The sequence below is a fragment of the Tannerella forsythia 92A2 genome (assembly GCF_000238215.1).
GTDB lineage: Bacteria > Bacteroidota > Bacteroidia > Bacteroidales > Tannerellaceae > Tannerella > Tannerella forsythia.
Genome location: NC_016610.1, coordinates 1288804 through 1305104 on the forward strand (window position 1 = coordinate 1288804; position 16301 = coordinate 1305104).

A 16301-nucleotide genomic window follows, 5' to 3' on the forward strand; every position below is an offset into this window, starting at 1 on the left:
TAATGGTAAACGCCGAACAGTATATTGCGTAATTTGGGATAAAAGTTGGTAATCATGCGTTTTTTTATTCTTAGGAAAGAATGAGTTAAAGAGGCCGCTTATAGGATTGTCAAGGATAAAATGACCGAACTGTTTTGCATGTTCGATGAGGTTAGCGAGATTCACGTAACCGAGTGGGAGGAAAACCTCGTTTTTTTCGTACTCGGTTTGCATGAAAAGAAGTGATAGCAAAACAAACAGGCACGGATTCCACAGATCAACACGGCTATTCATCATCCGCGAAAATATGTGTAACCCGTGCCTGAAGGAAAGCTTACAAAAGTGTTTTAATGTGCTTTCTCAAAACAGACAATGTCCGGTTTTTATTTCTCGGCGTGTGCTCCGCCGGTTGTCGGCCAGTAGATGTTCTGATAAAGATTACTTGTTTCTATTTTCTTATCCGGAGAAGCCAAGCGTAAATCTTCGTTCCCGATGGGATAGAGATAGTATGCCTCGTGCCAGTTATAACCGTCGCGCAGTTCGTTGGTACTTTGCATGCTCCGACTGTAAGGACGCAGATAGATACTCAGGTCCTTGCTTGAGACAATGGCTTCGGCCGATCCGTCGGCTTTCAAGTCGCCGTATTTTTTATAGGTTTCGGTCCAGAAGTTGACACCTTCGGGAATCCATTTGGTCGTAATCATGCGATCGAAGGCACGCCAGCGTATCAGGTCAGGAAAGCGTTGTCCTTCGCTGAAGAGTTCGGCCATGCGTTCACGACGGATATTGTAGAGAGTTTTGTCTATCATTGCCGTACCTGAATAGACTGCGAAGTCGTTTTCTTTCGTCAAGTCAGTAGCTGCAATCGTGGCATCGATATCCGTACTTACCCCTGCGCGTGCACGCAACTTCTGCCAATAACCTTTGGCAGTGGCATCCAAACTTTTGTTCAGTTCATAGGAAGCCTCCATATAGTTCAGGAGTGCTTCGGCAGAACGGAAGATAGGACAGGCGTTGGTACCCCGGCGTTCGTCGTTTTCCGTCTGGTTATAGTCGTAAGTGTAATACTTGCGCGGCTGATAGCCGGTGATAGCACGTTTTTCGCTTACACTTGTAGTAATGTCAGGTTTGGTAAAGGCAGTACCGGCAGTAGGGGCTTTCGGATCGGAATCGAGCATGTTGCTTTCTCCCCATACGAAGAGTTGCAGGCGTTCGTCGCGTCCGGCCTTGGCATCGTCTATCGACACGTCACCCTTGTACGTATCGTCCGCATAGATGGGAAGCCCCTTCTTGGTCAGGAAAGTCTCGACAAAGACGCGGGTATAACCGTCGGCACATCCTATCTTGACGCGATGCGGGACATCGTTCTTGATGTTTTGCGCCGAGCTGTACTCTTTCCACAGCAATACCTCAGGCACGTTTGCCAGCGATGGTTGGCTGTACATCTCGAAATAGCCGTTCCATCCGTAAACGGTTCCGTTTGCGGGATTCATGGTGTGAGTATTCTCCGTCAGTTCTGCTTTGTCGGCCACTTGCTTGGCTGCGTTCATCGCTTCGGTCAGGAAAAAACTCACTTCAGCATCGATATCGAAAGACTTTCCGCTGTTGTACGCCATCTTGGCTCCCGGCCAGTTGGCATCGCCCGGCACGCGTCCCGAGCCTTTGTGGTATTTTTCGAATGTTCCTTCAAAAAGAGCCACTCTCGACTTGAACAGCAGGGCTGTCTCTTTATTAATGCGCTGTCCTTTGAATTTTCCACGGTCGGCAAGGAAACCGATGGCTTTGTCCAGATCTGCAAGGATAAAACGTGCCACTTCATTGCGCGGCGCCCGCTTGCTGGCTTCTATGATGGCCGCATCATTATCTTCCAAAACAGTGGTAACGATAGGCAGGTCGCCGAATCTGGCCATCGTATTGAAGTAATTGACGGCTCTCAGGAAATAGGCCTCACCGATATAGTTGCGAATAAGAACGTCGTCACCGCTGATTTTCTTAGCCTCATAAGCCGGAATGACCCTCTCGAGGAAGTAGTTGCAGATACGGAAGTTTCCATAGTAGCCTTGCAGGCTCTTTCCGGCAGGCACTTCCCAGTGTCCATTGGAGAAAAGTCTCGTATTTCCGTTCACATCCTGCACAAAGATGTCGGTATTCCGGTCGGAGCGTGCCAGACCGTCATTCCATACATTCACATCGTGATACATGCCGCCGTTGAAAGGCAACTGTAGAAAGCCGTCGTAGTAGCTGTTCAGGTATGAAGCCAGCTGGTCGGCGTTGTTGTAGTAGGATTCGGGCGTAATCTGGCTCACCGGATCCAGGTCCAACAGATCGTTGCACGAGGTGGAGATCATGGAAACGGTTCCCAGTATCGTGCACAGACTTAGATATTTTATATTGATTTTCATAAGTTTTTTTACTTTAGATGATTAAAAACTGAGGTTTACACCCACTGAAACAGTCCTTTGCAACGGGTAGGTTTTGGCTGCTCCCCAGCCTTCGTCTCCGTAACTGCCGAATACTTCCGGGTCGTAGATGCTGGAGAGTCTGGTGAGGGTGAACAGATTGTCGCACGATACATAGATGCGGCAGTTGCTCAGACCGGAGGGATGGAGAACGGACTGCGGCAGCGAGTACCCGAACTGGAGATTCTTGCAACGAATGTAAGAAGCATCCTGCAGGTAGCGCGTCTGTGCAATTTGGTTCTTCCGGATTTCTCCAAAGTAAGGTTTCGGATAATAAGCTCCCGTATTTTCCGGTGTCCAATAGTCCATGTGTTCTTTAAAGGCTGCGCTTTGCCACACATTGCCCACTGCCCCCCAGAAGTAGGGGTCGCCTGAACCGAAATGCCAGTCGCGTTTCAACACACCTTGGAAGAAGATGGAAAAGTCGAAGCCTTTCCATTCGGCATCCAGATTGAGACCGAAGCGATAACGCGGCGTAGAGTTACCGATGCGTTTCAGGTCACCATGATCGTCCAACGTATTGTTTCCGCTGTTCACAATACCTTCGTCGATGATTTTACCATTGGCATCCTTGCGGTCTACGAGGTTCTTGAACATCACGTCGCCTGCTCCCCAGTTGCTGCCCCAATTGGGCTTGTTCTTTTTCAGCCACTCGGTCATTTCGGCATCGGTTTTGGCAATGCCGACACTTTCGTATCCCCAGATTTCGTTGAGATACTTCCCGTTATAATAACTGTAAATATCTCCTGTTTCATTGGGATATCTCAGAATCTTAGAACGTGCATCGGAAAGATTTAGGCGTGCGCCGTACTTAAAGTCGCGTATCCGGTCGCGCCAGCCTATTTCCAGTTCCCAACCGGTAGTACGCATATCGCAGTTGTTGGTTTTGGGAGCGTTGGTTCCCAATACGGAGCCCAGTCGCGGAGCAGGGCCGATCATATCTTTGGTGGTGCGGCTGTACCAATCGAACGAGCCGGTCAAGCGGTTATTGAACGCAGCCCAATCCAGACCGACGTCCCACGTTTCTACCGTTTCCCAAGTCATACTACTGTTAACGATGCCGGGAATGTAGGCAGTATTGGGTTTTTCACCGTTGATGAGCCATCCGCCACTGGCTGAGGAGATGCTCTGCTGCTGATAGAAAGGATACCAATCCCAAAAGCTGTCATATCTGGAGCTGGTGTTACCCAATTGCCCCCACGAAGTGCGCAGCTTCAGCAGGCTGATGTTGTCGGTCAGTTTTTCAAAGAAGTCTTCGCGAGCAATGTTGTATCCTACGGAAAAGGAGGGGAACCAGGCCCAGCGCTTATCACCCACGAAACGTGAAGAACCGTCGTAGCGGATATTGGCTTCAAGGAGGTATTTACCGTCGTAGTCATAATTCAACCGGCCGAAGTAACCGGCCGTGGCACGGTTCCAATAAGAATCGCCATTTTTCTTATCCTTTTGCGCCTGGCTCAGGTAAGGTTTGTTAGAGGTGGTCAGATCGGTGCCGCTGCCCCACAAGTTGTCCTGATCATAGCGTTCGTAGTTGACACCCAGCAACAGCTTACCGTTATGTTTGCCGAAACTGCGAACGTAGTCGGTGTACATATTGACTGCGTAGTAATTCTGCCGGAAGCGATTGTCGGAAACGGAGGTTGTTGATCCATAGCCGCTATCGCGCATAAACCGCGTATTGTTCACATAGTAATGGTAGACAGGAATGACATTCCGGGTGAATTTTTCGTTTTGGGTGCGCATGGCACCTTCGGCATAGATGTTCCAGCCTGTGATCGGGTTGAAGGTAAACTTCACCTGCTGGGTGAAGTGATCTTTGTGTTCCTGATAGATACCGCCATCTTCCAGCTCGGCGATTTCCATACCTTCAAACCAATGTCCGTTAGGATCTTTGACGGGGCAGGTAGGCCAACGGCGTGCGATATTGTGGAAGAAGAGCCCCGTAAGGTATTGGGGCTTTTCGAAATCGGTACGCGTCCATTTGATGGAGTATTCCAGTCGTGCCCACTTAGCCAACTCGGCCGAGAGTTTACTGTTCATGGTGTAGCGGTTCAGCTCGTCGTGTCCGTGGCGGATGAGACCGTTCTGGTTGAGGACACTCCCGCTGACCGACCAGTTGAACTTTTCCGTTCCTCCGCTCAAGCTGAGGTTGTGCTGGGTAGAAGGAACGTTTTTCTTATAAAACTCGCTGAACCAGTCAGTGTTGGCAAATGCGCCGGTATAGTCTTTCCATTTTCCGCTTTTGGAATCGGCTATTGTGCCGTAATATTCGGGTTTGGAGGGGTCTGTGTATTCGCCACGCAGGAATTTTTGTATCCTTTCCATGGTTTCCTTGTTGAACTGATTAGGACCTCCGGCATTAACGGAAGCCCGGTTGAAGTATGAGGCAAAGGAATAAGAGTCTACCATATCGGGCAGTTGGGTGGCGGTGCTGAAGCGCATGTCGCCCGAATAGTTCACCTTCACCTTTCCGGACTTGCCGCTCTTGGTTGTGATGAGGATGACACCGAACGCAGCCCTCGAACCGTAGATAGAAGCCGAAGCGGCATCTTTCAATACGGAGACCGACTCGATGTCGTTCGGATTCAGCGTGTTCATATTGCCTTCGATGCCGTCGATCAGAATCAGCGGACTGTCCACAGAGCCATCGCCGATGGTACCCGTACCGCGAATATTGATGCGCATCGCGGTGTTCAGGTCGCCGCCATTGGAGCCGGTAGTCAAGTTCAGGCCCGGAATGGCTCCCTGCAGAGCCTGGGATACGTTGGCCACGGGACGCGCTTCGATGGCGTCGGCATTAATCATGCTGACAGCTCCCGTCACGTTGACTTTCTTCTGGGTGCCATACCCTACCACTACCACCTCATCCAGCAGTTTCGTATCACTTTTCATCTCCACGTTAATCGTCGTGCGTCCTTCTATGCGGACATCCTGTGGCTGAAGCCCTACATAGCTGAAAGTCAATATCCCATCGGAAGGCACATCGTTCAACACATAATTCCCGTCCAAATCGGTTATTGTACCTTTCGACGGATCTTCTTTTACTACGACCGTAGCCCCGATAACCGGTTCATGGCCATCATCGGTCACGATGCCTCGCACCGTAATCGTTTGCGCCGAGAGCGAAAACGCCGAGATACACAGAAAGAGTGTAAGCAAGCTTCTCGCTCCAAAAAGTTTTTTTCTTCTCATGCTTTTTTAATTGATTCGTTATATAATTGATGATAGTTCGTCGATTTCAGTTTCAGTTGAAAACTGCAGCGTATGGAAATGATTCGGGAAAACGGGGAGTCTTCGCACGTCGTGAAGCCATACCTTGCGGAGAGGAGAGTCCTCCCCCCTCATCCGCACAGCATGCCGCGACGATTTAGCCCGATTAAAAAACAAAGTTGGCAGACCGGCTGCCGGCCGGAAACCATATGAAAAAAAGATGATGAAAATATTAGAAGGGAAAAAGAATGATTCGGAAGAAGTATTATTTAATAAATAAAAGTTTATTAAATACCCCCCCCCGTCATTAATATTTATTAAGAAGTTGAAAGCGTTTTGTTTCGCCGGAAAATAACTTCTTGGGATTGACAAGTACAACTCGTTTGTATCGAAATTCATTCTCTTTTTAGTGTGTTGAGGCTGCAAAGATAGAGTAATTTTTTTTAATGCTCCCCGTGGCGTTATATGTTATATAACATTTTTTTTGTGGAGAGTGATGTATGCATGAAGAGGTTGCATGTCGAAACTAATAGGAGAGTGCAAAGAGGAAGCAGAAGAGTACATTCAGACAGAGGTGGGTGTCATATTGCCCATATGAGACACCTTTGCCAAGAAACCGAATGCAAAACCCCACCCCCACGTGCGGTAGTGTGAGAGCCCGGAAAATGAAAATAGGAGGAAAATGAAAAAGGTTTTCCTCCTACTTGATTTTTAGAATTGTTTTTTACTTCCTAAACTGTACGATTTTGATCGTCCAGTCTTTATTCTTTCCATTAGCAGCTGTCACCCGGAACTTACGTTCCTGGCTCCAATTGTCCGGGGTTCCCAGCGGGGCACTTCCTTCAATCGGAGTAATACGTGCAGCAGTAGAAACAGTTACCTGTCCCCATAATTTACCGGCCGACACCTGAGAACGTATCGTTTCATTGAAATCTCCTTTTGCATCAGGAACTGTTACCGTGACCTCAATCGTCGCTTTTGTCTGATCGACCTTGTTCGACGTATCCAATCGTTGCTCTTTCACGACAGGTTCTCCTGTAATCGGGTCTTTGATGTCGCTCGCCCAACGATAATAGAACTGTACGGCGCTGATTTCAGCTTCTTCGTATGCCGGAAGTTCTTCCCAATCGCATGCTATTACAAAGGGTATGCATAAAAGCATTACCAACCATTTACTTACTGTATGTTTCATTTTAGTATCTTTTTTATCAATTCATAATCTGACGAATTATTCCCAGCCCGGATTTTGATCCGCATCCGATATGGCTGAGTTGGCTTGAATAACCGATTTGGTTATTGGGAACAGATAAGAACGGACGTCAAATCTGCGTTGATTGTTTTGCAATTGCACCTGTCCGACATACATTGCTGAACGATCCGTTTTAATTTCGACAAACGTAGCCGGTTGTTTCAACTCATCGATTACGCTTCCCGGTGCTTTACCGTCATTCGCTTCGTGACCATACTTACCCCAGCGTAAGAGACTGAAATAAAAGTCGCCTTCCCAGAACAGTTCCACTCGACGTTCGATTTTATAATCTTTCCATGTTTCTGCTGCTGTTGAGGCCTGCGAAGCAGGTAGCCCCCCATGTACCGTTCGGGTCTGATTCAGCACGGTGACAGCTTCCGATACTTTATTTAGTCGGAGCAAAGCTTCCGTTTTGTTCAACAATGCACGTCCGTAACGGAACAATATCTTATGATAGTTCGTATAGACATTGTAAAAAGGACGTGGAGTCATATTGGTATAAATATATTTACGCGTAGCGTAGTTGGTCAACGGTACATGGTCTGCTGCATAGCGTGCAGTAGCCCAGCGGCTCGTATTGCCATGACTGTATGTGGTAATGTCTTCGCCCAGGAACACCGATCCGTCATGAATGATGGATGCATCGAAACGTTTGTCACGATGTTTATACATCAGATCGCTGATATTCGTTCCCGGTGTCTTCACTTCGAAAGCCTTGAAATGTCCTTCTACGAGTTCCGCTTCCTCTTTATGTTCGATTTTCGACAATGCTTCGGCACGGCTCAACGGTTTCGTGTTTTCTGTAAACTGCGAAGCCTCATACCAACGAACAGCTTTTCCGCTTTTCTGATCAACGACCAAATAGTCGTCTACGAGATTTTGGCTCGGAGTATGGTCCAACCAGCATTCAAAGATGTCGGCTTTTTTAAAGAGCGGTCCGCAATTGGTAACTTCTAATTTGCTGTTCAGTACGTTCGAGACGAGGTTAATCATATCGGTGTGCATCATCTGTGTATTGTCTGCACTCCAGTATCGAGCCAGAATGATTTCGGGAGAACTATACGCGCCGTTCTGATTAAACATGTTTTCGTAATTAGGGTCTAACGAAACATGGGAGATGGCATTGACGGCATCGACGGTTTCCTGATAAAGGCTCTTTCCGTTTTGTAACGCAGCTGCGTCATTCGTATAGGCCGCAGCTGTAAGACAAACTTCGGACAGGAATGCGAGTCCGGCATTTTTATTCAGACGTCCGGCGACGACTTTCGTCGGCAAGTTCGGGATGGCTTCACGCAGGTCTTTCAAGATATGACTATAACTTTCCACGATGTCTTTCGTAAGTGGAATGTTAAATTCGTCATTTGTTTTCAGCACCTTGTCCACCCAAATATATCGTCCGCCCTTGCGTGCCAGATCATAATAGATCATCGCTCGCATCATTTTGGCTTCGGCCGTGTAACGTTTCTTATACGTTTCGTCTAATACGGAAGATTCCGCCACTTTTTCGATGATCAGGTTGCAGTTACGAATCGCTCCAAAACGGTCGTTCAATCCCCAACCGTACGTGTTTTCCATCAATCCTCTGGCTTCGTTCGGACAAGAGGTACGGCAGTTGACCATATTATTGGTAAAAGTCTTATCCCAAGTTGCAAAGTTCAGGTAAGGATCACAGGCATGGCCATAATTACTGACAACAAACGCATCGACAGTTCCCTGACTTGTCCATACCGTATTGTCACCATAGCTTTCTTTGGGATACGTATCCAGAAAACTTTCACAGCTTTGCAGTCCGATTACTCCTGTGAAGAGGAGGACTGACATATAATTTTTGTATTTCATTTCTTTATATCTTTAGTTTATTAGTTAAAAACCGATATTTAAACTGACGGTATACACTCTTGAAACAGGATACGTATATCCTGTCCCTTCGCCGGCCTCGGGGTCGAATTCATGTTTTTTGGCCGGGCTGAAAGTAAGAAGATTATATCCGGAAAGGGATAAAACGCACTTGGAGAGCCAAGCTGTTTTCTTCAGCCATTTATGTTTGAAATCATAACCGATTGACATGTTTTTGAGGCGGAGATAATGCGCGTTGACCAACCAAAAGTCGGAGCCGACAAAGTTATTGTTTCCGTTATAACCTGCCGAAGCATGCTGACGGGGATACAGAGCTTCCGTATTGTCCGGTGCCCAGATATCGGTTTGGAATTTGTAGATTACCGGCAGGTAATTACTGTTTCCTCCTTGAAGAATTGAAGCAATGTAGAAGTTATAGTTGCTTGCGCCTTGCCAAAGCATATTCATATAAAAGCCTTTATAGTTCAGATCGGCAGCAAAGCCGAAGTTCGCTCTCGGTTTATTTCCGGCGCCCGAACGTATTTGGTCATCACCGTCTATCTTACCGTCACCATTGAAGTCGTAGTATTTCAAGTCTCCTGCCATCAGATTGACAGAACCGTTGCGTTTCGGTGAATTAAGTACATCTTCGTAGTTACGGTAATACCCCAGATTGCGGTATAGATTGCCTGAACTGGGGCCTACCTGCGTATTCCGTTTGTACGGGTTCTTCAACGATGTTTCCGCTTCGTTGGGGTTTCTGTTCCAACGCTCGTCATATAACGTCATATTGGATGAAAGGCCATAGTACAAGTCACCGATTTTATCTTTCCATTGCAATACGAATTCGAAACCGCGTCGGATGTTTTCACCGTCTGATTTCACAACGGGCAGATTCTTACCCAGCGGAGAGGTATATCCAATGTTCGAAGGAGTAGCCAGATACCCTGTCGTTATTTTGGCAAAGTAATCGACCGAACCGGACAGACGGCTGTTCAACGACGCGAAATCCCAACCGATGTTAAAGTCTTTCGTCGTATACCATGTCATATCCGGACTCACTAAGGACCCTTCGCTGAAGCCGGGCACCCATTGGCTGCCGATGTATGCGCCACGCTGATTCAATCCGTATGAAGTCAGATAAGTATAGCGGTCGGCTACGCCGTCTCCGTTTTGGTCTAAAAAATCCTGACCGATTTCACCATACGAAGTGCGAATTTTAAACAAATTAAAGATTCGGTTCAGGTTCAGGTTTTCCCAGAACCATTCGTCCGAAGCCATCCATGCCAATGAGCCGGAGAAGAATGTTCCCCAACGATTGCCTTTCGGGAAATAGTCGCTACCGTCATGACGGCAATTGAGTTCTACCATGTATTTGGAAGCGTAATCGTATTTAAGACGTCCGATAAAAGCGGCACGGCGTTCGCCGGCGCCTTCGCCTGAACCATTTTCCATCGTGCTGCTTGGCCCGGCTCCCATTTGATCTACGTCGAAGAGATAGTTTTTACGTGATGCTTCCAGATTGTCATAATCACGGCCGCTGGCTTCCATGCCAAGGGTTGTACCGATAGTATGTACTTCGCTGAATGTACGTGCATAGTCGGCAAGGAGCTGCACATTGAAATTGTCGCGGTGATTCGCTTCTTTTTTCAGATTCGGTTTACCTGGAGTCGCGGGTTTACCTTCCCAATCGTACGTCAGAGCACTTTTATTCCATGATTTGTAACGGTCGTTAACGACGCCATAACTTCCGATAGCTTTCATCTTTAAATCCGGTAACCCAGGGAAGGCTCCACTCAAGATTCAAATTTGCTCTGACCGTATTTTCCTTCGAAGCATAATATCCGCCATCGCTACTGATATCCACCAACGGGTTATCAGTCGTTCCGCTGTATATTTGTCCGAAGGGATTATATGCTGCTTCCATCGGTCGTTTGTTTTGGATGTGTGACCAGGTGAAGTAGTAACCGCGACCGTCTGTGGTAGCCGGTTCGACGGTATTGACAATATAGGCATCAATTCCGGAAATCACTTTCAGACCAATTGATTTAATATCGGCCTCAATATTCGTTCGGAGGTTGTAGCGTTGCATATTATTAGCATTGGTACGATAGATCGATTCCTGATTATAATAACCCAGACCGGCGTATATCTTCATCGTTTCGGTACCTCCGGTAACTGCAAGATTGTGTCGTGTTTCCGGAGAGAAGGTACGCATGGTCAACTTATGCCAGTCCGTATTCGGATGGCCTTGCGGATCAGTACCGTCTCTAAACAGCTGCAGATCTTTTTCCGTATACTGCGGAGCACGGCCGTCGTATTGCAAGCCGCGGTTTACGTAGAGTGCCGCGGTATAGGAATCGAGTTTTTCGGCTAAATAGGCTGGTTGGCTTAAGGTATAATTGAAATTATAGTCTACATTGATTCTGCCTGCTTTACCTTCTTTCGTTTTAACCAGGATAATGCCATTGGCCGCACGCGCACCGTAGACTGCTGTTGCCGAAGCGTCTTTCAAAACAGACATCTGATCGATGTCTTCGGGGTTCAGGTTTTGAAAGTCGCGTTCTTCACAAATGATTCCGTCGATAACGTATAACGGTCTGCCACCACCACGTATCGAGATTGAGGCTTTGGTGTTGACTCCACCGCCTGATTGCTGTACGATTAACCCCGGCGCACGGCCTGCCAAACTTTGTGTGATGTTAGGCACGGGTACCTTAGCTAGTTCGTCGGCTTTGACTTGCGATACGGCCGAGGTCGTCTTCCGTTTCGACGTTGTACCGTATCCTACGACAACCACTTCGTCCAGCAGTTTCGTATCGCTCTTCATCTCTACATTGATCGTCGTGCGTCCTTCTATGCGGACATCCTGTGGCTGAAGCCCTACATAGCTGAAAGTCAATATCCCATCGGAAGGCACATCGTCCAATACATAGTTCCCGTCCGGATCGGTTATTGTACCTTTCGACGGATCTCCTTTTACTACAACCGTAGCACCGATAACCGGTTCATGGCCATCATCGGTTACGGTACCTCGCACCGTAATCGTTTGCGCCGAGAGCGAAAGAGCCGAGATACACAGAATGAGTGTAAGCAAGCCTCTCGCTCCAAAAAGTTTTTTCCTTTTCATGCTTTTTTAATTGATTCGTTATACAATTGATGATAGTTAGTCGATTTTAGTTGAAAACTGCAGCGTATGGAAATGATTTGGCAAAACGGAGAATCTTCGCACATCGTGCAGCCATACCTTGCGGAGAGGAGAGTCCTCCCCCTCATCCGCACAGTATGCCGCGACGATTTAGCCCGATTAAAAAACAAAGTTGGCAGACCGGCTGCCGGCCGGAAACCATATGAAAAGATGATGAAAATATTGGAAGGAAAAAAGAATGATTCGGAAGAAGTGTTATTTAATAAACAAAAGTTTTTAAATACCCCCCCCCGTTATTAATATTTGTTAAAAAATCAAGGACATTTTGTTTCGCCGTAAAATAACTTCTCGGGATCGACAAATACGACTCGTTAAATGTATCGAAATTCATTCTCTTTTTAGTGTGCTAAGGCTACAAAGATAGGGTAAATTTTTTTAATGTCTCCCGTAGTGCGATATGCTATATAACATTTTTTTGTATGTAGAGAGTGATGCATGACCCATGCTTAACCCAAATTATGCGACCCCCTGTTTGGTGTTTACCATTAATAATGGATGTGCAAATGTATGACAATGGTTATGTCAGGCTTACAGCCCTCCCAACGGGATATTGCTTTTTCCCCAACGCTTCGCATTGGGCTGAATTATCTCGCCCTTTCAGGGCTGTTTATTAATGGTTAATTGTCAATGGTTAATTGTCTGCCGGGTACATGATTCGGCGTGTACCACGCATAACCATTAACCATTGTCCGAAAGGGCTGAAAGCCCGAATTATTTCAGCCCCATCCCGCAAGGGTGGGGTATCGACATCCGGACCTTGTTCGGAGGGCTGAAGGCCTGAATTAAATTCATTCTTATATCGCGTAATCCGGGTTTAAGGAGGTTGCCTGCCGTGGAAGACGCGGGATATTTTCTCAGACGCCCTGCCCCCCCACCGATGCCGGTTTGAGGCCGATCAGCTCGGTCGTTTCCGGTTTTTGTAGAGCGGAACAAAAACAATAATGCCTGAGGCGACAATGGAAAAAACGGTCATAAAGTCGATCGTCTTAGTCGATGTCAACAAGATATATACCAGAAAACCCCACAGCAGGATGATGCAGACGGCTTGTGTGTTCGTGATTTTTCGGCGTGCCATGAGATGCGTTTATTTGATTTCGGTGATGATTTTATGGGTGATGGCATAGAACGTAAGTCCCGGAATGGTTTTGATGCCGAGCTTGGCCGTGATGTTTTTGCGATGAGTCAGGATGGTATTGAGGCTGACAAAGAGCCGTGCGGCAATTTCTTTGTTCGTATATCCGCTGACGATGAGTCTGAGCACTTCCTTCTCACGGTTCGAGAGATGGCTGTTATCGTCGACCATCGGGAGCAGGATGCGGTTGCGAATGCGGTTGTGCTGCCGGATGTCGCGCCCCAGTGCGTCAATGGCGAACAGAACGGCATAACACAGGTTCTCGTCATACACTCCGGTCAGATGCTTGATCATGATGTTCCGCATATCGTCCATCATGGCTTCGATCGATTCGTCGGTATCGACCGATCGTTTCGACCGTGTATTTCTCCGGTTCTGCTCTTTTTCGCCGAGCGAAAGGAGTTGGGGAAACCATTCTTTCTCGTCGGTTTGAATGCGTCCGCACAGTTTCTCTCTGAACGAAGCGAAGATATTGCCCAGCAGTTGCAGCGAAGCATTGCTCCCCCCCGACGTATGAATAAAGAGCTGCAAGTGCCGGTCGATGTTGGGCAACTGGTATTGCAGATAATACCGGTTCGTTTGCTTCAGATAGTCGATAATCTGCGTGAGGTGGAAGTTTTGCAGTTTTTTCTCCGGAAAATAATCTTCGTTGATAAACGTATTGACGATGGTGAGGAAAAAGTCCGTATCGATATCGTTTGCTTCGCAAAGCGCCATGACCGTCTCGTCGCCTACCCCCAGCCGTATGCCGAAGCGATTGATCACCGGAATGAGCGAGAGGTGCTCGCTCACCACCTCGCTCATTCTCATATTTGCATATACTAACGGCATCCGCTTCCGCTATACATTTATATATAGTGTGTTCCTTATGCCTCGTCCCACTGCTTGCGAAGCAGCTCGACGGCGGCCGTAGCCGTGGCTACGCGATCGTTGTTCTGACAGCCGCATTCAAAGCTCACGTACTTATCGTAGCCGAGCATCTTGAGCGCGCGGAAACCGTCGACGTAGCGGTCGGCCTCTCCGTCTTCGCCCGGCATCAGGCGACGCTTGCGGCTGGCTATATGTACGTGCTGAAGCAGCGATCCGGCCGAAAGGAATGCGCCCATATCGGACGTTTCTTCCCATGTCATGTGCCAGAAATCGCCCATGCAACGCACACCGGGGTTGTCGATGTCGCGACAGATGGACGCCGCATCGGCTACCTGACGGAGGTAGAACGCTTCCTTACGGTTCAGCGGTTCGAAGATGACCGTCGTCCGGTGCTCGGCGGCAAACGTGCCGAGTTCGTCGAACCACCGGCAAAGGAAGTCGCGTGTCTCCTGCGTATGCGGCATGGCCGGCTGTTGCGCGTTGAACGCCGGCACGATGATGACACCGGTCGAGCCCAGCTCGCCCGCGGCAGCAATGATTTCGCGCATCGTATCGCGACAGAGGTTACGCACAGCTTCTTCTTCCGAAAGCATAAAGCCTTCGAATCCGGCGCATATCGCGCTGATTTTAATGTTACGTCCTTCGAGGGCTTTCTTCAGCTCGTCCTTCCGCGCGGCCAATCCTCTGCCTCCCACTTCGAGGCCGGTTACGCCGAGTTTCTCCATCACATCGAGCTTGGCCGTCAGCTCCAGATCACCCAACGTACCCTCCTGAAACGAGAGGTTTAGCTTCACGTCTTTCTTCGTGTCGCCACCTTCGTCCTTGCAGCAGGCTTTTGTTTCTGCGCCTGTCGTCGAGCCTCCCGAGCAGGCGGCCATTGTTGCCAGCGCCGCACTGCCCAGCGAAGCCTTCAGAAAGTTTCGTCTGTCGATACTCATGACTTTTTCTCTAACGGTTTACCGGGTACGGGAACCACGAACGGTTTCATATCCATTTTACCCAGATTCAGGTCGGCCGGCGTATAGTCGAGCGCTGCAGCCGTCATGGCTTCCCAGGTCGTTTCTTCGCCCGTATAGGCCGATTCGCGTCCCATGATGGCGGCCATGTTCGATACGGCAGTTTCCGAAGCCTGATCGATCGATTTGCCGGCGCGAATGGTATTGATCCAGTTCACATGCTCCAGCGTATAAGGATCGTTCTGTTTGAACGATGCCTTTTCGGCTTCAACGTCGTATTTCCAAATCACATTGCCGGCCAGGTCCTTGATCTCCATGTCGGCGCTGTTCCACGAACCTTTCGTTCCCTGAATAAATTCGCTGACGTTGTTGGCGCAACCGTCTATCTGGCGACACATACTGTGCAGATGAATCCCGTTCTCCATCGTGAAGTCGATGCTGAAGTTATCGTACTGGTCGCCCGTGATCCGGCGCTGACGCGAGCCGAAGCCTACGGCTTTCACCGGTTTCAGCCCCGAGAACCATGTAAACACATCGATGTTGTGTACGTGCTGTTCCACGATATGATCGCCGGAGAGCCATTTCCAGTTCACCCAGTCGCGGATCATCCATTCGCAGTCGCTCCATCCGGCCCGACGCTCCCGGTACCACAACATGCTTTGATTCCAATAAACCGTTCCGCCCGTAATCTCGCCGATCGCACCATTCATGATCTGCTGGTACGATGCGATATAACTGCGCTGATGGTGGCGCTGCGTACCGGTGATTACGCACAGGTTCTTGGCCTGTGCCTGCTTGGCCGTAGCCATGATGGTGCGGTAGCCTACCGCGTCGACACAGATCGGCTTTTCAAGGAAGCAATGCTTGCTTTTTTCTACGGCATACTGGAAATGAATGGGACGAAAGTTGGGCGGCGTGGCAACGATAACCACGTCTACGTCGCTGTCGATAACCTGCTTGTACGCATCCAACCCGACAAAGCGCTTATCGGCGGGGATGTCGATATTCTTTTCGTCTTTCAGTTTCTGAGCCAGACTGTCTACCCGATCCTGAAACGTGTCGCCCAATGCCACAATCGATACGCCATTCGCTGCCGCGAGGAAGTTCATCGCTGCGCCACTGCCGCGCCCTCCACAACCGATGATGCCGGCTTTTAACTCTTTACCGTCGGCCGCCATATCGGGCAACTCGGGCACATAATACGTTCCCGGTTCTTTCAGCGGTTTGTTGGCCGCATTCGCATTCTCGTTACTGCTTGCGCCTCCTCCACACGAGGTAAGCAGGGTGGCAGCCCCCCCCGTACCGACCATTCCGGCTGCTCCTGCAAGAGCGGTGCTTTTGAGGAATGATCTTCTACTGATACTGCTTTTTTTTGTCATGACAATTTTGAGTTAGATATACT

The 16301-nt window shown here is 48.6% G+C and carries 10 protein-coding genes and 1 pseudogene; all 11 read right to left on the reverse strand.

Going from position 1 to position 16301, the window contains the following annotated elements; all coding sequences use genetic code 11:
• Positions 1-362: 362 nt before the first annotated feature.
• Entirely contained in the window at positions 363-2381 is a 2019-nt protein-coding gene (locus BFO_RS05205; RefSeq protein ID WP_014224605.1) for a RagB/SusD family nutrient uptake outer membrane protein, read from the reverse strand.
• 21 nt (positions 2382-2402) lie between these two features.
• The gene (locus tag BFO_RS05210) at positions 2403-5630 is read right to left on the reverse strand and encodes a SusC/RagA family TonB-linked outer membrane protein (RefSeq protein ID WP_080561782.1); all 3228 of its coding nucleotides are present in this window, start codon (positions 5628-5630) and stop codon (positions 2403-2405) included.
• Positions 5631-6372: 742 nt separating this feature from the next.
• Entirely contained in the window at positions 6373-6840 is a 468-nt protein-coding gene (locus BFO_RS05220) for a DUF5018-related domain-containing protein (protein ID WP_014224609.1), read from the reverse strand.
• A gap of 36 nt (positions 6841-6876) precedes the next feature.
• Positions 6877-8736: a RagB/SusD family nutrient uptake outer membrane protein gene (locus tag BFO_RS05225; protein WP_014224610.1), complete on the reverse strand. Its 1860-nt coding sequence runs from the start codon at positions 8734-8736 to the stop codon at positions 6877-6879.
• 24 nt (positions 8737-8760) lie between these two features.
• Positions 8761-10497: a SusC/RagA family TonB-linked outer membrane protein gene (locus BFO_RS16065; RefSeq protein WP_052299240.1), complete on the reverse strand. Its 1737-nt coding sequence runs from the start codon at positions 10495-10497 to the stop codon at positions 8761-8763.
• The gene (locus BFO_RS16070) at positions 10466-11863 is read right to left on the reverse strand and encodes a SusC/RagA family TonB-linked outer membrane protein (protein WP_052299241.1); all 1398 of its coding nucleotides are present in this window, start codon (positions 11861-11863) and stop codon (positions 10466-10468) included. The genes BFO_RS16065 and BFO_RS16070 overlap by 32 nt, the downstream gene beginning before the upstream one ends.
• Before the next feature lie 973 nt (positions 11864-12836).
• Positions 12837-13016 (reverse strand): hypothetical protein, encoded by a 180-nt coding sequence (locus tag BFO_RS05240; RefSeq protein ID WP_014224613.1) that lies wholly within the window; start codon positions 13014-13016, stop codon positions 12837-12839.
• Positions 13017-13025: 9 nt separating this feature from the next.
• Positions 13026-13244: a response regulator transcription factor gene (locus BFO_RS16075; protein WP_244262958.1), complete on the reverse strand. Its 219-nt coding sequence runs from the start codon at positions 13242-13244 to the stop codon at positions 13026-13028.
• Positions 13239-13883 (reverse strand): annotated as a pseudogene (locus BFO_RS05245) (helix-turn-helix transcriptional regulator); the annotation flags it as partial. The pseudogene BFO_RS05245 and the gene BFO_RS16075, both read right to left, overlap by 6 nt.
• Before the next feature lie 56 nt (positions 13884-13939).
• Positions 13940-14881, reverse strand: coding sequence for a TIM barrel protein (locus BFO_RS05250; RefSeq protein ID WP_014224615.1), 942 nt, complete (start codon positions 14879-14881; stop codon positions 13940-13942).
• Entirely contained in the window at positions 14878-16278 is a 1401-nt protein-coding gene (locus BFO_RS05255) for a Gfo/Idh/MocA family protein (RefSeq protein ID WP_014224616.1), read from the reverse strand. The genes BFO_RS05250 and BFO_RS05255 overlap by 4 nt, the downstream gene beginning before the upstream one ends.
• Positions 16279-16301 lie beyond the last annotated feature (23 nt).